The organism is Priestia sp. ABM2_011, assembly GCF_056158845.1.
Window position 1 is genome coordinate 1,211,487 of sequence record NZ_JBSWUB010000001.1, and the last position, 19,762, is coordinate 1,231,248.

18 protein-coding genes are annotated in these 19,762 nt (G+C 38.8%); 17 read left to right on the forward strand and 1 reads right to left on the reverse strand.

Features of this window, described 5'->3' with window-relative positions:
• Nucleotides 1-170 precede the first annotated feature (170 nt).
• From ACXAE4_RS06465 to ACXAE4_RS06480, 4 genes are all read left to right on the forward strand, one after another.
• Complete coding sequence (locus tag ACXAE4_RS06465) at nucleotides 171-689, forward strand: YceD family protein (RefSeq protein WP_154989723.1); 519 nt, start codon at nucleotides 171-173, stop codon at nucleotides 687-689.
• A 65-nt stretch (nucleotides 690-754) separates the two neighbouring features.
• A complete protein-coding gene (gene rpmF / locus ACXAE4_RS06470; protein WP_013058976.1) occupies nucleotides 755-928 on the forward strand; it encodes a 50S ribosomal protein L32 in 174 nt (57 codons plus the stop codon).
• Nucleotides 929-1,096: 168 nt separating this feature from the next.
• Nucleotides 1,097-1,864 carry an enoyl-CoA hydratase/isomerase family protein gene (locus ACXAE4_RS06475; protein ID WP_155010537.1) on the forward strand — a complete coding sequence of 256 codons (768 nt, stop codon included), beginning with the start codon at nucleotides 1,097-1,099 and terminating at the stop codon, nucleotides 1,862-1,864.
• Nucleotides 1,865-2,042: 178 nt separating this feature from the next.
• A complete protein-coding gene (locus tag ACXAE4_RS06480; protein ID WP_028411482.1) occupies nucleotides 2,043-2,645 on the forward strand; it encodes an RsfA family transcriptional regulator in 603 nt (200 codons plus the stop codon).
• Nucleotides 2,646-2,726: 81 nt separating this feature from the next.
• On the opposite strand, the gene ACXAE4_RS06485 is transcribed toward ACXAE4_RS06480, so the two are convergent.
• Nucleotides 2,727-3,197: an N-acetyltransferase gene (locus ACXAE4_RS06485; protein WP_013058973.1), complete on the reverse strand. Its 471-nt coding sequence runs from the start codon at nucleotides 3,195-3,197 to the stop codon at nucleotides 2,727-2,729.
• Between the two features lie 313 nt (nucleotides 3,198-3,510).
• Here ACXAE4_RS06485 and ACXAE4_RS06490 point away from each other — a divergent pair, with 313 nt between their 5' ends.
• The 13 genes from ACXAE4_RS06490 to murD all read left to right on the forward strand — a co-directional run bounded on the left by ACXAE4_RS06490 (nucleotide 3,511) and on the right by murD (nucleotide 19,748).
• On the forward strand, nucleotides 3,511-4,863 hold the full coding sequence (locus tag ACXAE4_RS06490) for an acetyl-CoA carboxylase biotin carboxylase subunit (protein ID WP_289578405.1): 1,353 nt from the start codon (nucleotides 3,511-3,513) through the stop codon (nucleotides 4,861-4,863).
• Nucleotides 4,860-5,072, forward strand: a complete 213-nt coding sequence (locus tag ACXAE4_RS06495; RefSeq protein WP_013058971.1) for a biotin/lipoyl-containing protein — start codon at nucleotides 4,860-4,862, stop codon at nucleotides 5,070-5,072. Before ACXAE4_RS06490 ends, ACXAE4_RS06495 begins: the two co-directional genes overlap by 4 nt.
• Before the next feature lie 19 nt (nucleotides 5,073-5,091).
• The gene (locus ACXAE4_RS06500) at nucleotides 5,092-6,633 is read left to right on the forward strand and encodes an acyl-CoA carboxylase subunit beta (protein WP_289578403.1); all 1,542 of its coding nucleotides are present in this window, start codon (nucleotides 5,092-5,094) and stop codon (nucleotides 6,631-6,633) included.
• 158 nt (nucleotides 6,634-6,791) lie between these two features.
• Nucleotides 6,792-7,673, forward strand: a complete 882-nt coding sequence (locus ACXAE4_RS06505) for a 2-dehydropantoate 2-reductase (protein ID WP_028411479.1) — start codon at nucleotides 6,792-6,794, stop codon at nucleotides 7,671-7,673.
• Between the two features lies 1 nt (nucleotide 7,674).
• The gene (locus ACXAE4_RS06510) at nucleotides 7,675-8,058 is read left to right on the forward strand and encodes a DUF3397 domain-containing protein (RefSeq protein WP_013058968.1); all 384 of its coding nucleotides are present in this window, start codon (nucleotides 7,675-7,677) and stop codon (nucleotides 8,056-8,058) included.
• 90 nt (nucleotides 8,059-8,148) lie between these two features.
• Complete coding sequence (gene bshC, locus ACXAE4_RS06515; RefSeq protein WP_155017491.1) at nucleotides 8,149-9,774, forward strand: bacillithiol biosynthesis cysteine-adding enzyme BshC; 1,626 nt, start codon at nucleotides 8,149-8,151, stop codon at nucleotides 9,772-9,774.
• Nucleotides 9,775-10,108: 334 nt separating this feature from the next.
• Nucleotides 10,109-11,044 (forward strand): 16S rRNA (cytosine(1402)-N(4))-methyltransferase RsmH, encoded by a 936-nt coding sequence (rsmH, locus tag ACXAE4_RS06520; protein ID WP_028411477.1) that lies wholly within the window; start codon nucleotides 10,109-10,111, stop codon nucleotides 11,042-11,044.
• 33 nt (nucleotides 11,045-11,077) lie between these two features.
• Nucleotides 11,078-11,437, forward strand: a complete 360-nt coding sequence (gene ftsL / locus ACXAE4_RS06525) for a cell division protein FtsL (RefSeq protein WP_028410764.1) — start codon at nucleotides 11,078-11,080, stop codon at nucleotides 11,435-11,437.
• A 5-nt stretch (nucleotides 11,438-11,442) separates the two neighbouring features.
• Nucleotides 11,443-13,701 (forward strand): penicillin-binding protein, encoded by a 2,259-nt coding sequence (locus ACXAE4_RS06530; RefSeq protein ID WP_028411476.1) that lies wholly within the window; start codon nucleotides 11,443-11,445, stop codon nucleotides 13,699-13,701.
• Between the two features lie 69 nt (nucleotides 13,702-13,770).
• The gene (locus ACXAE4_RS06535; RefSeq protein ID WP_013084856.1) at nucleotides 13,771-15,687 is read left to right on the forward strand and encodes a stage V sporulation protein D; all 1,917 of its coding nucleotides are present in this window, start codon (nucleotides 13,771-13,773) and stop codon (nucleotides 15,685-15,687) included.
• A 211-nt stretch (nucleotides 15,688-15,898) separates the two neighbouring features.
• The gene (locus tag ACXAE4_RS06540) at nucleotides 15,899-17,362 is read left to right on the forward strand and encodes a UDP-N-acetylmuramoyl-L-alanyl-D-glutamate--2,6-diaminopimelate ligase (protein WP_475235686.1); all 1,464 of its coding nucleotides are present in this window, start codon (nucleotides 15,899-15,901) and stop codon (nucleotides 17,360-17,362) included.
• A gap of 61 nt (nucleotides 17,363-17,423) precedes the next feature.
• A complete protein-coding gene (mraY, locus tag ACXAE4_RS06545) occupies nucleotides 17,424-18,398 on the forward strand; it encodes a phospho-N-acetylmuramoyl-pentapeptide-transferase (RefSeq protein ID WP_013058961.1) in 975 nt (324 codons plus the stop codon).
• Complete coding sequence (murD, locus tag ACXAE4_RS06550; RefSeq protein WP_028411474.1) at nucleotides 18,399-19,748, forward strand: UDP-N-acetylmuramoyl-L-alanine--D-glutamate ligase; 1,350 nt, start codon at nucleotides 18,399-18,401, stop codon at nucleotides 19,746-19,748. It begins immediately after the preceding gene.
• Nucleotides 19,749-19,762: the final 14 nt, after the last annotated feature.

The following is a 19,762-nucleotide window of genomic DNA, read 5'->3' on the forward strand; positions in this document are numbered from 1 at the left end:
TTTTAATTTATTATTTTTAGTCTAGCTCTTTGTTTTAAAAACGTTTTTTTATGAAAGTAAGAAATTTTTACAAAAAAGCATATTTAAGTACATTATAGTGTAAAGAAAAAATATTGACAAATAATCTTGTGAAAGCTATAATAACCTTTGTTGCCTTGAGGTGATTAACAATGAAATGGACAATACATCAATTGTATCAGTTGCAAAATAAAGGTCTAACATTTGACGAAGTGATTGACGGCAAAGAGTTTATGAATGCTGATCCTCAAATTCGTAGAATGTCAGATGTAAAGGTGAAAGGAAGAGCCGACATTAGCTCTTCGAAAGTAACGTTTCACCTTAAAATTTCAGGAGAAATGACGTTGCCTTGTGCTCGTACATTAGTTGACGTTCCGTATCCGTTTGAAATTAACGCAACTGAAACGTTTTTATTGAATGTGAATGCTGATTATGAAGAAGATGCTGAAGTACGCATTGTAGAGGGAGAAACGGTTGATTTACAACCTTTGATTCAAGAGTTAATTATTGTTGAAATTCCTCTGCAGGTATTTAGTGAAAATCAGCAAGCGGCAGGAGCAGCTCCACAGTCAGGAAAAGACTGGGAAGTTGTTACCGAAGAAGAACAGCAGGAAAAAGTAGATCCCCGCTTAGCCGTACTCGAAAATTTCTTTAAAGACAAAAAGAAATAAAAATGCGAAGATCCGGCTTTCGGGCCTTCATATGATTTTAAAATTCTTTTAAGGAGGTGGGAATAATGGCTGTACCTTTTAGAAGAACATCTAAAATGAAGAAAAGAACGCGTCGTACGCACTTTAAATTACAAGTTCCTGGTATGGTAGAGTGCCCAAATTGTGGTGAAATGAAACTATCACACCGCGTATGTAAAGCTTGTGGTACTTACAAAGGAAATGACGTAGTAAGCAAATAATTGCTTATTTAAATAAAAGACCCTCTTAAAGGGTCTTTTATTTTTTTGCCTTTTTTCCTTCTCTGCCCTTTGGAAGAGAAGGATTTTTCTTATAGAACAAGAACTCTTTTTAAATAAACAATTACTGTTGTAAAAGGATTCATACCTTGTTCATAAGGAGGAAAAAGCATGAAAAAAAGCGAGCTGTTTACTACAAGCCAAGGCATTGCTACATTTGTGATTAATCGCCCTGAAAAGCGTAATGCTATTGATTATGATGTGATGAATGAACTGCAGCAAGCTGTAGATTATGTGAAACATAATCAGTTAGTAAAAGCTTTTGTAATTACAGGTGCTGGTTCAGACGCATTTTGCAGTGGAGGAGATTTAAGCGTATTTCATGAGCTAAAGACTTCGAAAGAGGCGTCTCAAATGTTAACGAAAATGGGGAGAATTCTTTATGAAATTTTAACGCTCCCAAAACCAACAGTTGCCCTTTTGAATGGAACATCGGTTGGGGGGGGATGTGAGCTTGCGATTGCATGTGACTTCCGTATAAGTGCAACACATAGCGAAATGGGCTTTATTCAAGGGAATTTAGGAATTACAACAGGCTGGGGAGGAGGAACCATTCTTCTTGAAAAGCTGCGGTATCAAGAAGCGATGGAAATGATCTACAGTGCTCAGCTGTATGGAGTAGAACGAGCAAAGCAAATTGGATTTCTTTCCTATGTTACGTCGTTTAAAGAGCTAACTATGAGGTGTGAGGAGTGGTTAGCGCCTATTACTCATAAATCGACCCAAGTAGTGCAAGCTTACAAAGAAATCGCTATTGAGAAATGGGAGCAAAGCCGGGTTTGGAATCGAATGGAACAAGAAATTCATCGCTGTTCGATATTGTGGGAATCGCCTGAGCATGAAGAAGCGGTTCAAAAGGTCATCGTTAAAAAAACATAGTTATGAACTGCATTTCCATAGCAATATAGTTAATAAGCGAAAGATGAAAGAATCACGGGTTTCCCATTTTGCTTCAAAGTATATGAAAGATTTTCTTGATTGAGAAGAGGAACAATAGTCTATCTTATCTAGTAGGTGCATATTCATTTAATAAGTACGGATAAGGAGGGATAGAAAAATGACTTCTTCTCGTCAAGATGCATGGACTCATGATGAAGATTTATTACTCGCAGAAATTGTACTGCGTCATATACGTGAAGGTGGCACTCAGCTAGCTGCATTTGAAGAAGTGGGGAAGAAACTTACACGAACATCAGCAGCTTGTGGCTTCCGCTGGAATTCTTTTGTGCGCAAACAATACAAGACTGGTATTGACCTTGCGAAAAAACAGAGAAAAGAATTAAAAGCAAGAACTGTTTCAAAAGACGACGAGCAGCCTGCACGCTTATCATATATGGAAGCAGAGAAACATATTTCGCTTAATGAGGTAATTAAGTATTTAGAAAATGTAGATCAAGGGCAAAAACACTCGTCGGAGCTTCTCGAAGCTAATGAAGAACTGCAGCAAAAGATTGAACGTTTACAAGAGAAAGTAACGATTTTGGAAAAAGAAAAAAAAGCTTTGCAAAACAATTTGTTAATTGTGGAAGATGACTATAAAGCTCTTATTGAAATTATGGAGAGGGCTCGTAAAATGGTTGTATTAAAAGAGGATGAAAAAAGTAGAAAAGTGAAATTTCAAGTGGATAAAAATTTAAATTTAGAAAAAGTTCAAAAGTAAAGCGATAGCTTGAATGCTCCCTACTTCATGTTGATCATATATACCACATAGATATAAAATAAACAGCTGGAAATCAGCTGTTTATTTTTGTTCGCTTACACCGTTTGGTAGCCAAATAAGAGGGTTTTCTCCCAAATCACGATCGATATCATACGTTACAGGTACGAACCCCATTTTTGACCAAAAATCACTCGATTTTACTCGCGGGCTTGTTTTGATAGGTAATTGAAAGGATTTGGCATATTCAACGAGCGTTTGACCTAATCCTTTGCGCTGAAAATCGCTGAGCACTTCAAGTTTCCACACTTCAATATACGTTTGAGGCGGCTCGAAATATTGATCGTACTGTTTGTTTCGTTTATAGAGACTCATGCGAGCCACTAAGCTATTTCCAAAATAAATGCCGTAAAACGGAGAATTTATTTCATTATCGGAAATCTTGGCATGTAATTCTTCTAGCATTGAAAGTTCTTGAATGCCATATTCTTTGAATTTCTTGAACTCTTCTAGCGTTTTAAAATTAATTTTTAAATGCTTCACTTCGTAATTCATCCCATATCCCCCTTGTTATGTCTCCTTGCTAGATGAACGAACTGGATTGGTTCGTTCATCTAATATTATATAACAAAAATACAAAATATTCTGTTTTCGTGATTGGTGAACGAATATTCAATGCGCACAAAGAAAAATGAATTCTTTCGGTTAAATACGAGGAATACATTACTATAAACATCACTTTTTAGAAAGGAGGCAAAAGGGAAACAGAATTCAAATAGAAAGCGTTTTCAAAAATTGTAGAGGAGTTTTAAAATTATTGTAGAATTATATGGGGGAAAGTAGAATTTTGAGGAAAGGGGAGAGAAAGGTGAAAAAAATACTGATTGCAAATCGAGGAGAAATTGCTCTTCGTATTATTCATACATGCAAACAAATGGGCATTGAAACGGTGGCTGTCTATTCCGATGCAGATGCAGAACTTCCTTATGTTCAAGCGGCTACAAAAGCACGTCGAATTGGAGAGCCTCCTGTGCAAAAGTCATATTTGAATGTGGAAGAGCTGCTTAGAATTAGTCATGAAGAAAAAGTAGACGCCATTCATCCTGGATATGGATTTTTATCGGAAAATAGTGCATTTGCTAAAAGAGCGATTGATGAAGGTTTTTGTTTTATCGGTCCTTCTCCCGAAATCATTTCGATGATGGGCGACAAAATTGCTGCCCGCGCTGCGATGAAAGAAGCGGGTGTACCTGTTGTCCCCGGCAGCGAAGGTGATGTGACGTCGGTTGAAGAGGCTTGTAAAGTAGCGGAGGTAATTGGATATCCCGTTATGTTAAAAGCAAGCGGAGGCGGCGGAGGAATTGGGATGGTGCGCTGCGATAACGAAGAAGCAGTAAAACAAGTATATGCCTCAACAAAAGCAAGAGCAAAAGCATATTTTGGTCATGAAGGAATGTTTATTGAAAAGCTTATCACAAACGCAAAACATATCGAGGTACAGGTCTTTGGAGATCAGCATGGTAATGTCGTTCATCTTTTTGAACGCGATTGTTCTGTACAAAGAAGAAATCAAAAAGTGATTGAAGAAGCCCCTGCGCTTTCTTTAAAAGAAAGTACGCGACAAGCCATGCAAAACCAAGCCGTTCAAGCGGCTAAAGCAATCGGCTATTATAATGCGGGTACGGTGGAGTTTATCGTGGATGAAGACGAAAATTTTTATTTTCTTGAAATGAACACGCGGCTGCAAGTTGAGCATCCGATCACCGAGCAAATTGCAGGGGTCGATTTAGTTAAGTGGCAGATTTTAGCTGCGCGCGGTGAAAAGCTTCCTCGTATGCAAGAGGAAATAGCAGCAAATAACTACGCCATTGAATTTCGAATTTATGCAGAAGATCCGTTTACTTTTTTACCGGCTCCGGGGAAAATTACGGGTTATCACTTGCCGGAGCGAACCTACGCGCGCGTAGATAGCGGCTACAGTGATATGAATGCGGTTACACCTTTTTATGATCCAATGATTGCAAAGGTTATCATTACTGGTCGTACGCGTTCAAATGCAATTGAACTAGCTAAATCATATTTTACAGAAGCTGTTGTAGAGGGAATCAAAACAAATATTCCTCTATTTAAGCAGTTGTTAAATGAAGAGTTATATGAAAAAGGCGCCTACAACACATCGTTATTATCAACAGTATTAAATAAAGGAGGAGCACCACAATGAGTGAAATCAAAGCGACAATGGCAGGCATGGTATTTAATGTGTTTGTTCAGCAAGGAGCAAGTGTAGCCAAAGGAGAAGTTGTTGTTGTATTAGAATCTATGAAAATGGAAATTCCTATTGAAAGCGATCAAGCCGGTATTGCAGAGACGGTCCATATAGCGGTGGGGGATTTTGTTAACGAAGGCGACGTTTTGGTGACTATTTCATAACTCATAAAGGGGGGATATCATGATACATACAGGTGAATCTCAGAAAAAATATGATGAAAACCGTCAAAAAGTAGAGCGGGGCAACGCTGAAAAGTACAAAGAGAAACTTGCAAAGCAACAGAAGCTTTTTGTAAGAGAACGTTTAGCTCTTTTATTTGATGACGGGAAATATGAAGAAGACGGCATGTTTGCAAATAATAAAGCCCAAGGGTTGCCGGCAGACGGTGTTGTAACCGCAATTGGAAAAGTAAACGGTGAAACGGTTTGTGTAATGGCTAATGACTCTACTGTAAAAGCAGGGTCTTGGGGGGCCAGAACAGTAGAGAAAATTATTCGGATTCAAGAAGTAGCGGAAAAACTGCATGTGCCTTTACTGTACTTGGTGGATTCCGCGGGAGCTCGTATTACGGATCAATTAGATATGTTTCCAAACCGCCGAGGAGCTGGAAGGATCTTTCACAATCAAGTAAAACTTTCCGGCGTCATTCCTCAAATTTGTTTGCTTTTCGGTCCGTCAGCAGCTGGAGGGGCTTATATCCCTGCATTTTGTGATATTGTTGTGATGGTAGATGGGAACGCTTCTATGTACTTAGGGTCGCCGCGTATGGCCGAAGCCGTTATTGGAGAAAAGGTTACGCTAGAAGAAATGGGAGGAGCGCATATGCACTGCAGCGTTAGCGGGTGCGGGGATGTGCTGGCTTATTCTGAAGAAGAAGCTATTTCGTATGCCAAATCTTATTTAACGTACTTTCCACAAAACTATCAAGAGAAGCCTAAAGTACAAAAAGCTAAAGAGCCTAAGCAGACAAAAGATTTAGTAGAACTAATTCCGGAGAATCAAAATGTTCCATTTGATATCTATGAAGCAATTGATACCCTTATTGACGAAGGGAGCTTCTTTGAAGTGAAAAAACTGTTTGCTGCCGAATTGGTAACAGGGCTTGCACGAATAGATGGAAAAGTAGTAGGGATTGTTGCTAATCAGCCAAAAGTTAAAGGGGGAGTGCTGTTTGTAGATTCAGCAGATAAAGGCGCAAAATTTATTCAACTGTGCGATGCATTCCATATTCCTTTGCTGTTTTTAGCTGACGTGCCTGGATTTATGATTGGAACCAAAGTAGAAAGAGCTGGCATCATTAGACATGGAGCCAAATTAATTGCAGCGATGAGTTCAGCTACAGTTCCTAAAATTTCCGTAGTCATGCGTAAAGCTTATGGCGCAGGGCTTTACGCTATGGCTGGTCCGGCTTTTGAACCAGATTGCTGCATTGCATTGCCTACTGCTCAAATTGCCGTAATGGGTCCTGAAGCTGCAGTAAATGCCGTCTATTCTAATAAAATTAATGAAATTGAAGATCCGAAAGAGCGGTTCATGTTTGTTAAACAGAAACAGCAAGAGTATAAAGAACACATCGATATCTATACGCTGGCATCTGAACTTATTATTGACGACATCGTTCCTGCTAACGAACTGCGTCGAACGTTAATTGACCGCTTTCGATTATATGAAACAAAGAATGTGACCTTTAGCCGTCGTAAACATCCGGTGTATCCCGTATAATAGAAAAAAACGGGATCACTCTAAATAATTTACAATAAGCCCGGTGATTTTTAATCACACGGGCTATATGAATAGGTAAAATTTAAAGAATGCATTTAATTCAAAGCATTTTTTTGCTAAAATGAAACTCAATAATAGAAAGAGGAACAAAAAATACGATGAAAACTATAGGTATTATTGGAGGCGGATCATTAGGTCTGTTGTTTAGCGCGTATTTATCAGATTGTTATGATGTAACCTTGTACACGAAAACACCAACTCAAGCAAAGTGTATTAACGAAAATGGAATTACCTTACATAGACAAGGGGAACATCACACGAAAAAAGTCAGTGCTATCCCTCTGGAAAAAAACATAAAAGAAGCAGATTTAATCATTATTACTGTAAAACAGTATCATTTAAAAGAGATTATTCCTTTTATTAAAACCCTTACTATACATACTCCCCTTTTGTTTATCCAAAACGGTATGAGCCATATTGAAATTCTCAAAAACCTCCCGCAGCGCACTCTCTATTTGGGTACAGTTGAACATGGGGCAATGCGTACAAATATGGATAGCGTCCATCATACAGGAATAGGAACAACCCGTATTGCTTCGTACAGAGGAGAAATGGAGTCTATCTTACCGATTGTGAATTTTCCTTGGGTAATTGAAAAAGATTGGTATGCGATGCTGGTGAAGAAATTAGTTGTAAATGCGCTCATTAATCCTCTTACGGCGCTGTATCGCGTGAAAAATGGGCAGCTGATTCACAACAGCTACTTTTATAAAACGATGCGTCTATTGTATGAAGAGATTGCAGATGTGTTAAAACTGGATTCAGCTTTTAATTATTGGGAAAATGCGCTGGGGGTTTGTTCGCGCACGAGTACAAATCAATCTTCTATGCTAAAAGATATACAGGAGGGGCGGCAAACCGAGATTGATGCTATCTTAGGTTATATCCAAACACAAGCTGCTGAAAAAAGAACGTCGACGCCTATTGTTGACTTTTTATATAGGTCAATAAAAGGAATCGAAGAAGAAAAGGGTGAGTAACATGGGAAGTTTTATTGCTGGCGTTTTTGCGACGTTTGTCACTCTGCCGCTCGTCGGTTTTTTTATTCTATACATGCTTTTACGCAAACTGACGAAAAATAAAAGGAAATCTGTCCACATAGCAACGTACATTACTACGGTTTTTCTTATTTTGTCCGTGCATTATGCAGCTGTGGAAATTTTTGGGCACTCTTTTTTGTGGTTGATTGCGTTAGTCCTTTTAGTTGTGGCAATGATTATGATGTTTGTACATTGGAAAGTCAAACATGACTTAGAAATGAAGCTTATTGCGAAAGGGTTCTTTCGAATGAATTTCGTTTTGTTTCTTATTGCACATATTGTGTTAAATATAGGTGGAATCGCTTTTCGTATTTCCTCTCTGTAAAGCATGTTACTAGACGTGAGCAGTTACATTATGGATAATGAAGCTATATGTAGAGAATATAAGTATTAGGAAAAGAAAGGAAGTTCTTTCATGGAGATTACAGACGTCTCTTTAAAGGCGGGAAACAAACTAACGAACGATTACATAAAAGGTGAAAAGCAAGCACTTTCCTTTTTTCATTATAATATACACGAAAAAGACGTATATGAAAAACGTTTAGCGGACGTTCAAAAGCAGTCTTATCCAAGAGAACAGCTTGCTGAGTATCTGCTTGATTTTAATAAGCGCTACGGAGCATCTTCTAAGACGATTGAAAATATTGAAAAGCTAAAAGATCCTAACAGCGTAGTGGTCGTTGGAGGTCAGCAAGCGGGGCTGCTTACGGGTCCTTTGTACACCATTCATAAAGTGATTTCAATTGTGCTGCTAGCTAAACAACAAGAGGCAGCTCTAAACGTGCCCGTGCTTCCGGTATTTTGGATTGCTGGAGAAGATCATGATTTTGCTGAGATCAACCATGTATACACAGAGCATAAAAACCAGCTTTTAAAGAAAACGTTAAAGCATTCTTTAAAGAAAAAGCAAATGGTTTCTCAAATCGAATTAGATCAGGAAGCCTGTAGAAGCTGGGTTCGTGATGTTTTTCAAACGTTTAACGAAACGGCGCATACAAATCAGGTGTTACACTTTGTTTTAGAGGCGTTAGATAAATCACGTACCTATGTCGATTTCTTTGCTCATTTGGTTACCACATTGTTTGCAGAGTCAGGTCTTATTTTAATGGATGCAGCTTCTAAAGAAGTGCGCAGCATTGAATCTTCTTTCTTTGTGACGTTAATTGAACAAAATGACAAATTATCGTCAGCCGTTATGGAACAGCAAACAGAGATTCAAAAACAATACGGACGAATGATTGAAGTGGGAGAAGAAACGGCTCATCTCTTTTATTCACACAACGAAAACAGAGTACTTTTAGAAAGAGACGCAGAGCAAGAGCAGTTTGTTGGAAAGCAAAATGAACTCGCGCTGTCTAAAGAAGAGCTGGTTCAAATTGCTAAACAAACGCCAGAGCTTCTTAGTAATAACGTTGTGACTAGACCCCTTATGCAGGAGTACTTACTTCCTACCCTTGCGTTTATTGCAGGTCCAGGGGAAGTAGCGTATTGGGCAGAGCTTGAAAAAGCATTTTCTTTATTTAGCTTTAAAATGCCTCCCGTGGTTCCGAGGTTATCCTATGCAATCGTAGAAAGACATATCGAGAAGTATATGGATGAACTTCAGTTAGACCTTTCGAATGTCATTAACAAAGGCGTAGATGCAGAGAGGGAGCACTGGCTTAAGACAGAAGTTCACAACCCGTACGAAATGTATTTTGAAAAAGCGAAAGAAGATTTTGAAAAAATTCATAAAACTCTTCGTGAAAATATTCAAAAAGAAGACAAAACATTTGATGAAGTCATGCTTAAAAATCGAGCGATTATTCAAAAGCAGTTTGAAACCATTCAAAAGATTGTCGAATCCAAACAGCTCATTAAGCACGATGTGAAGCATTCAAAATATGCTCAAATTGAACTTGCTCTTCGTCCCTACAATGCTCCACAAGAACGCATGTGGAATATTATGTATTATTTAAACGGCTATGGTATGCAATTTGTGTCAGATTTACTAAGTGCTGAAGTCGAATTAAATCACCAGTTAAAAGTCTGCTATGTCTAATAAAATCCTGCTGAAAAGCAGGATTTTTATTTTGGAAAAGAGAACAAGTTTACAAGGTGAATGTCATCCAATTGAATCCTTATAAGGTATTTATTTCTAATTACGCAAAAAAACCTTATATTCCTTACATTTTATTCTACGAATATGTCCTACTTTTAACAAAATGACACTATTTGTGACAAAAAGACAAAATTCTACTTAATTCTTATATAAATAGCTGAAATAATGTTGAACTTTGATATATAATATAAACGTGTATATATATCAAAGAAAAACACCGTTTTTTGCTTTTTGTATACATAACTAAGTAGTTTAGAAAGAAGTAGGTGTCATAATGTTTAATCACACAACTGTTTTGCTTAAAGAAGCAGCGGAAGGCTTAAATATTAAGCCGGATGGAGTATATGTCGACTGCACGCTTGGCGGAGCAGGTCATAGTGAATATATCGTAAAACAGCTATCAGAAAAAGGGAAATTAATTGCGTTTGATCAAGACGATGTTGCTCTTGAAAATGCAAAAGAAAAATTAGCCCCGTATCTAGACAGAGTTATTCTAATCAAAAGTAATTTTCGCTATTTAAAAGAGCAGCTAATGAAACATGGAATTGAAGAAGTAGATGGAGTATTGTTTGACCTAGGCGTCTCGTCTCCTCAGTTGGATACACCAGAGCGAGGGTTCAGCTTTCATCATGAGGCCCCGCTTGATATGCGCATGGATCAAAACTCAAAGTTTTCTGCGTACAACGTAGTAAATGAATGGCCTTATGAAAAACTTGTAAAAATCTTTTTCCAATACGGAGAAGAAAAGTTTTCGAAACAAATTGCCCGCAAGATTGAAGCATATCGAGAGTCTAAACCAATTGAAACAACGCTAGAGCTGGTTGATCTTATTAAAGATGGTATTCCAGCACCAGCTAGACGAACGGGCGGACATCCGGCAAAACGGATTTTCCAGGCTATTCGCATTGCTGTAAATGATGAGCTTCAAGTATTTGAAGATGCAATTGAACAGGCCATGGATGTAATCAAAAAAGGTGGACGTGTAAGTGTTATTACCTTCCATTCACTTGAAGACCGAATTTGTAAAGTAGCGTTTAAAAATGCAAGCACGGTTCCGCAGCTTCCTCATGGACTGCCGGTTATTCCAGAAGAATTTAAACCTAAAATGAAAGTCATCACAAGAAAACCTATTTTACCTTCAGAAGAAGAGGTAGAAGAAAATAAGCGCGCGCGTTCGGCAAAGCTTCGAATTGTTGAGAAATTAGTCTAATAAAAGGGTTTAATCAAAGAGGAGGGGACGAGAATGAACAATGCAGCATACAAAGTAAGAGAGCAAGACCAGCAGCAGAAGCAGCAAAAGACGGTACGTCAAGTTGTTCGAAAGACAAAAAGAAAAATCACGGTTGGTGAAAAAATTGTGTATTCTGGGTTTGTCGCACTCATGCTGTTTGGGTCTGTGCAAATCATTTCAAATCAATCTTCGCTTTATAGCATCAGTGAAGAAGTGCAATCACTCGATGGAAAGATTGACAAGCAAGAAGCAAAAAACAATGAGTTAAAATTACAGGTAACAGAGTTAAGTGCATACGATCGTATTTGGACAAAAGCAAAAGAACTTGGACTAAAATTGAATGAAAATAACGTAAAAGTCGTTAACGATTAATTGCGATGACTACGCCAAGAAAAAATAGCAATATTAGTACAGGAGCAGCAATATTAATTTTAATATTTGCATTGCTCTTTTTTGTATTAGCCATCAGGTTCTTTTACATCCAAGCGACGGGCAAAGCAGACGGAGAAGCTTTAGCCGAAATTGCACAAAAACAGCATACGCGAACGTCTAAAATTGAAGGACAGCGCGGTACGATTTACGATCGAAATGGAGAAGCAATCGCCCAAGACACGGGTGCTTATACGGTTGTGGCGATTTTAGATAAAAAACAAACAAAAGATAAAGATCACCCGCAACATGTGGTAGACCCAGAAAAGACGGCTCAAAAATTAGCCCCGTTGTTGAAGATGGACGAATCGAAAATTGAAAGCATGTTAACAAGAGGAATTAAACGTGGTACCTTCCAAGTAGAACTTGGCCCAGGCGGACGTGATATTGATAACGTGCTAAAGCAAAAAATTGAGAAGCTAAATCTCCCGGGCATCACGTTTTTACGCGATTCGAAGCGCTTCTATCCAAACGGTGTATTTGCCTCAAGTATTTTAGGATATGCACAAAAAGATGATACGGGTAAAATCGTAGGGAAAATGGGAATTGAAAAAGTATTTGATAAGCAGCTTTCTGAAGAAGATGGATATGTAAAATACGAAGCTGCTAAAAACGGAATTAAGCTTCCGGATCCAAAAGAGTCAATTGTAGCTCCTAAAAACGGAGACAGCGTTACGCTTACGATTGATGAAAAAATTCAAACGTTTTTAGAGGATGCGATGACAGCTGCTGCTAAAGAATATAAACCAGAAGAGCTAATGGCAACGGTAGTGAATCCGAAAACCGGTGAAATTTTGGCGATGTCAAACCGACCTTCATTTGATCCAAATATTCGTGATATCACTTCTTATCGCAATCCGTTTGTTGAAAACAGCTATGAGCTTGGTTCAACGATGAAAATCTTTACGCTAGCAGCCGCGATTGATGCAGGCGTTTATAACGGCGAAGACCGCTATCAGTCGGGATCTTATAAAGTAACGAAAAACAGCGTTCCGATTAACGATCACAACGGCGGAGTCGGCTGGGGAGCTATTACATTTAATGAAGGAATTCAAAGGTCTTCAAATGTAGCGGTTGCCATTTTAGCCAACGAAAAATTAGGTACCGACCGTTTGTATAAATACTTGGACAAGTTTGGCTTTATGGATAAGACGGGAATTGACTTGCCAAATGAAGCTTCTAGCAAGTTAGTGACGAAGTACCCGAGAGACCGCGTAACCACTGCGTTTGGACAGGCGTCTGCTTTTACGCCTATTCAAGAAATTCAAGCGGCTACTGCGATTGCAAATGACGGGAAAATGATGAAGCCTTACGTGATTAAACAAGTAGTCGATGAAACAAATAAGAAAACAATTAAGAAAACAAAACCTACCGTAGTAGGCCAGCCTATTTCTAAAAAAGCAGCGAACGAAACGCTAGGTATTTTAGAAACCGTTGTTTCTTCTGATGATGGAACAGGCAAACCTTACGCGATTGAAGGATACGATGTCGCTGGAAAGACGGGAACAGCTCAAATTCCTGGGCCTACCGGAGGTTACCTGCATGGACACGGGAAAAATTTCATTTCCTTTATGGGCTTTGCACCTGCTAAGGATCCAAAGCTCCTTGTCTATGTAGCCGTTAAAAATCCAACTCTCACGCCTCAAGAAACGGGTACTGCGCCGCTTACAGCTGTATTTAATCCGGTGATGAAAAATAGTCTGCAGTATTTAGGAGTGGAGCCTCAAAAAACGGATGAAGACGGAAAAGAAACGAAAGAAAAGAAAGTGGATTCAGAAATCAAGCTTAAATCTTACGTTAATGAATCAGTTGATAGTACCGTGAAAGACTTAAAACAAAAAGGGCTTGTTCCTGTTGTAATAGGTAAAGGAGATACGGTAGAAAGCCAATCACCGACTTCTGATACCATTGTCACTGGTCAACGCGTGTTCATTAAGACAAACGGAAAAGCCACAATGCCTGATTTAACAGGTTTTTCACATCGTGACGTTATTCGCTTTAGTGAATTTGTCAACGTTCGACCTAGCGCACTTGAAAATGGTTATGTTGTAAGTCAAAGTATTAAAGCAGGAGATCCGCTAAAAGCAGGAACGTACCTGAAAGTGGAACTTGAAACGCCTAAAGAATTTTCAAGCACGTTAAATAAGCTAAAAGAAACGGAAAAAAGTGAATCTGACAGTAAAAAAGACGATAAGCAACTTGACTAGAAAATAAGTTCTAGTGAATCCTGTACAAGCATATATTGGAACGAGCCGATTCAGAGGAGGTTCTAATATATGCGGGTATCAGGAGTCACAGTTCGTAAAAGGCTAGCCATTGTTTTGTTTGTCGGTTTTATTGTGTTTTTGATTATTGATACAAGGCTTGGATATGTACAGTTGCTGACTGGGGATACGCTAACTGAAAAAGCCAAAGACTTATGGAGTCGGAATATTCCTTTTGAACCTGAAAGAGGAAAGATACTAGATCGCAATGATGTGGCACTTGCTACAAATAAAAGTGCACCGACCGTTTTAGTTATGCCAAGACAAGTTGAAAATCCAGCTGTTACGGCTGAAAAGTTAGCAAAAGTGCTGGGAGCATCAAAAGAAAAAGTATATGAACAAATAACAAAAGCTTCTTCTAGCGTATATTTGCGTCCTGAAGGAAGAAAAATTTCACATGCGAAAGCAAATGAAGTGCGAAATTTAAATTTAAAAGGCGTATATATAGCTGAGGATTCGAAGCGGTACTATCCGTTTGGAAGTTATTTGTCGCATGTATTAGGCTTTGCGGGAGTAGATAATCAAGGGTTAACGGGCCTTGAATTATATTATGATAAAGAGCTAAAAGGACAAAAAGGTTCAGTTAAATTGTATTCTGATGCTAAAGGTAAAAAGATGCCCAATATAGCCGATGACTACACAGCGCCTGTGGACGGGCTCGATTTGAGATTGACCATTGATTCACGTGTGCAAACAATCATGGAGCGTGAGTTGGATAATGCTCAGACAGCTTATAATCCAGATGGTATGATTGCCATTGCTATGAATCCTAAAAATGGTGAAATTTTAGGTATGTCAAGTCGTCCGGGCTTTGATCCGACGGATTTTAAAAATGTGAAGCCTGAGGTGTATAATCGCAATCTTCCAATCTGGAGCGTATATGAGCCCGGATCAACGTTTAAGATTATTACACTGGCAGCTGCTCTTGAAGAAAAGAAAGTGGATTTACTAAAAGATCAATTCTACGATGATGGGGCGGCGGAAGTTGGAGGAGCGAGACTTCGCTGCTGGAAAAAAGGGGGACACGGACAGCAGTCTTTTTTAGAAGTTGTACAGAACTCATGTAACCCTGGTTTTGTGGAGCTTGGGGAACGTTTAGGAAAAGAGAAATTGTTCAAATACATTAAAGAATTTGGCTTTGGTCAAAAAACAGGTATTGATTTACAAGGGGAAGCAAAAGGAATTTTGTTCCCGCTTGAGCGCGTAGGGCCGGTTGAACAAGCTACAACAGCTTTTGGGCAAGGGGTTGCCGTTACGCCTATTCAACAAGTAGCTGCTGTTTCCGCAGCCGTAAACGGTGGAACACTTTATGAACCTTATATTGCAAAAGAGTGGGTGGATCCAACTACCGGAAAAGTTGTAAGCAGTCATAAACCGGTTGCTAAGCGAAAAGTTATTTCCGAGGAAACGTCTAAGCAAGTGCGTTTTGCTCTTGAAAGTGTAGTCGCACAAGGAAGCGGAAAAGGAGCTTTTGTGGAAGGGTACCGCGTTGGAGGAAAGACGGGTACGGCGCAGAAAGCTCAAAATGGAAAGTATTTAAAAAATAATCACATCGTTTCTTTTATCGGTGTTGCACCAGCAGATAACCCTGAAATTGTCGTGTATGTTGCGGTTGATAATCCAAAGGGCACCATTCAGTTTGGTGGAGTGGTAGCAGCTCCGATTGTAGGTAAAATGATTGAAGACAGTTTGCGTGTGATGGACGTTAAACCGCGTAAAGGACAAATTGAAAAAGAGTTAACGTGGCTGGACACACCAATGATAAAAGTACCAAATGTCGTAGGAATGTCAAAAAAAGAGTTACAAGAACAGCTACTTAATTTAAAATTAGATGTGAGTGGCGAAGGAGATAAAGTGGTCAAGCAGTCTCCTGCAGCCGGAACGAAAGTTAAAGAAGGCGAAACGGTTAGAATTTATATGGGAAAATAAAAATCTCTATAAACTATTATTCTTCCTTGCATGATAATCAGCAGGTTACGCTGCGTGTGAACATGAAATCAACAAATAAGCCTTGGGGGTGTTCCCTCCGGGCTTCTTTTTCTGTAAAATGTAATAGGTTAGGTGCTAGAAAAAGAAGAATAGTTGCCATAGCGTCTTATAACAAACGTTTCACTTTACAAATAGAGAGGACATGGTAGGAATGGATTTACGAGAACTACTAACACATTTACATGATTTTGTTCAGCTTCCTGAACAGAATATTGATATTACGTCAATTGAAATGGATTCAAGAGAAGTTAAGCCCGGAGCATTGTTCATTTGTATAGACGGCTATACGGTTGATGGTCATAGCTTTGCACAGATGGCTGTGGAAAAAGGGGCAGTAGCAATCTTAGCAGAAAAGCCTGTGGATGTAGAAGTGCCCGTTGTACGCGTGAAGAGTACAAAGCGAGCAATGGCAGTGCTGGCGGATGCTTTCTACAATCAGCCCACACAAAAAATGCATTTAATTGGTGTAACAGGCACAAATGGAAAAACAACGATTACACATTTAATTGAGCATATCTTTAAATCACAGCATAAAAAGACGGGTCTAATTGGAACGATTGAAATTCGTATTGGTGATACGTCTTATGATGTGAAAAACACAACGCCTGAATCGCTGACTCTTCAAAAAACATTTAATCAAATGGTGGAAGAGAATGTAGAAGTAGCGATGATGGAAGTATCATCTCACGCGCTTGACTTAGGACGCGTACACGGGTGCGACTTTGACGTGGCGGTATTTAGTAACTTAACGCAAGATCACCTCGACTATCATCATACAATGGAAGATTATCGTCGTGCGAAAGGGTTGCTATTTGCACAGTTAGGAAATGCTTATAACCATAATCGTCCTAAATTTGCTGTTCTTAATGTCGATGATGCGGCAACCGAGGAATATATTAAAAACACGGCTGCTACAGTGATTACGTACGGTATTGACCGTGAAAGTGATATTCGTGCAACGAATATTCAAATTACAAACAGCGGCACAACGTTCGATTTGACAACACCGACAGAAACGGTTTCTGTAGAAATGAAGCTTATTGGGAAATTTAGCGTCTACAACGTATTAGCGGCTACGGCTGCATGTTTAGTATCTGGTCTCCCTCTGTCAGTTATTGTCGAGGAAATAAAAGTGTTAGAAGGTGTGTCTGGGCGTTTTGAAGTGGTTGATGCGCAGCAAGATTTTACGGTTATCGTGGATTATGCCCACACGCCGGACAGCTTAGAGAACGTGTTAAAAACTGTAAAAGAATTCGCAAAACGCAATATATATGTTATTGTTGGTTGTGGCGGAGATCGAGATCGTACAAAACGACCAATCATGGCTCAGATTGCAGCTGAATACAGTACACAAGCTATTTTGACATCTGATAATCCACGAAGTGAAGATCCATTGGCTATTTTAAAAGATATGGAAGAAGGTTTGGATACAGATAACTATGTGACGATTGCTGATCGTGCAGAAGCTATTCGCTATGCAGTGGAAACAGCGCATGCAGATGATGTTATTGTCATTGCTGGAAAAGGGCACGAGACCTATCAAATTATTGGTAAAAAAGTATTCGATTTTGACGATCGAGAAGTAGCACGCAAAATGATTGAGGAGCGAAAGTAGTAATGAAATGGGTAGAGAACAAAATGAGTCGGAATGAGTTGGAAGTTAAGGAGGGGACATCGTGCTAGAACAATCAATTTTATTGACAATCGGCGTAGCCTTTTTGATTACGGTTGTATTGTCGCCGATTTTTATTCCCTTCTTAAGAAGATTAAAGTTTGGTCAAAGTATTCGTGATGAAGGCCCGAAATCTCACCAGAAAAAATCAGGTACACCTACAATGGGCGGTATCATGATTTTATTATCTATTATTGTGGCAACTCTTATTATGGTCAATCAATATGCAGAACTTACATATAAGACGTTTCTATTATTATTTGTCACAATCGGATTTGGTTTATTAGGATTTTTAGATGATTTTATAAAAGTAGTGTTAAAGCGTAACCTTGGATTAACATCTAAACAAAAGTTTTTAGGTCAGGTTGTCATTTCAATTATTTTTTACTTTATTGCAAGACAGTTTGAGTTTTCAACTGAAGTGACGATTCCAGGAATTAAAGACCCAATCGATTTAGGTTGGTTTTATGTTGTTTTCCTCATCATCTGGCTTGTTGGTTTTTCAAACGCGGTCAACTTAACGGATGGATTAGACGGACTTGTATCTGGTACAAGTGCGATTGCTTTTGGTGCATTTGCAGTTCTCGCCTGGAATGCAGAGCAGTTTGAACTATCTATTTTCTCAGTTGCTGTAGTAGGAGCTGTGTTAGGATTTTTAGTTTTTAATGCCCATCCTGCAAAAGTATTTATGGGAGATACGGGTTCTTTAGCGCTAGGAGGAGCTATCGCTACGGTGGCTGTCTTAATGAAAATGGAATTCTTGCTTGTTATTATTGGTGGTGTGTTTGTTATTGAAACATTATCTGTTATTATTCAAGTCGCATCTTTCAAAACAACAGGAAAACGTGTGTTTAAAATGAGCCCGCTTCATCACCATTACGAGCTAAGCGGCTGGTCTGAATGGCGCGTAGTTATGACTTTTTGGGCTGTAGGACTATTATTTGCAATGCTTGGAATTTATATCGAGGTGTGGATTTAAATGAAATCAGTCAATACGTATCAAGGTAAACAAGTACTTATTTTAGGATTAGCCAAGAGCGGTTTAGCAGCCGCTCAGTTAGTTAAACAGCTTGGTGCTAAAGTAGTCGTTAATGATCAAAAACCGTACGAAGAGAACGCAGCAGCACAGGAATTAGAAAAAACGGGCATTGAAGTTGTCTGTGGACATCATCCGCTTGAGCTTTTAGACAAAGCGGATGTTATTGTAAAAAACCCTGGGATTCCGTATTCAAATGTTCTATTGCAAGAAGCATTAAAGCGACATATTCCGATTTTAACAGAGGTAGAATTAGCTTATGAAATTAGCGAAGCTCCTTTTATCGGAATTACGGGAAGCAATGGGAAGACAACAACAACAACGCTCATTTATAAAATGTTAGAAGAAGATCAAAAGCAGCCGTTGATTGCTGGAAATATTGGAACAGTAGCTTGTGAAGTGGCGCAAAAAGCAACAAAGGACAATGTAATTGTAACGGAGCTTTCTTCTTTTCAGCTGATGGGAATTGAAAAATTCCGTCCGAAAATCTCTTTATTATTGAATTTGTTTGATGCTCACTTAGACTATCATGGTACAAAAGAGGAATATATCAAAGCGAAAGCAAATCTCTTTAACAATCAAACAAGTGAAGACTTTGCCGTTATTAATGCGGATGATGAGCTAGTGATGAAAGCTAGTGCAAATATTAAAGCGACAAAAGTACCTTTTTCTGTTACAGCTCAAACGACAGAAGGAGCGTATATTAAAAACGAAACGATTTTCTTTAAAGATGAAGAAGTGATGTCGTTAAAAGATGTGGTGCTGCCAGGCAAACATAATCAAGAAAATATTTTAGCAGCTGTATCCGTTGTGAAGCTGTACGGCTGTTCAAATGAAGCTATCTACTCCGTGCTCACAACGTTTGCTGGTGTTAAACACCGCGTTCAATATGTCACGACAATCAACAAACGTAAGTTTTATAATGACTCTAAAGCTACAAATATGCTTGCTACAAAAGTAGCTCTTTCCGCTTTTTCACAGCCGACGATTCTACTTGCAGGCGGACTCGATCGCGGCAATGAGTTTGATGATTTAAAAGAAGAGTTTAAAAATGTGAAAGCTGTTATTACGTTTGGTGAAACGGCTCCTAAAATTGAACGCGTAGCCAAAGAAGAGGGAATACAAATTGTAAAACGTGTCGATAATGTTAAACAAGCAGTTTCAGAAGCATATGCTTGTTCAGATGAAGAAGATGTTATTTTATTATCTCCTGCTTGTGCAAGCTGGGATCAATTTAAAACTTTTGAAGAACGTGGTGACATCTTTATTGAATCTGTGCATAAACTGAAATAAGGGCTTGTCTAAAC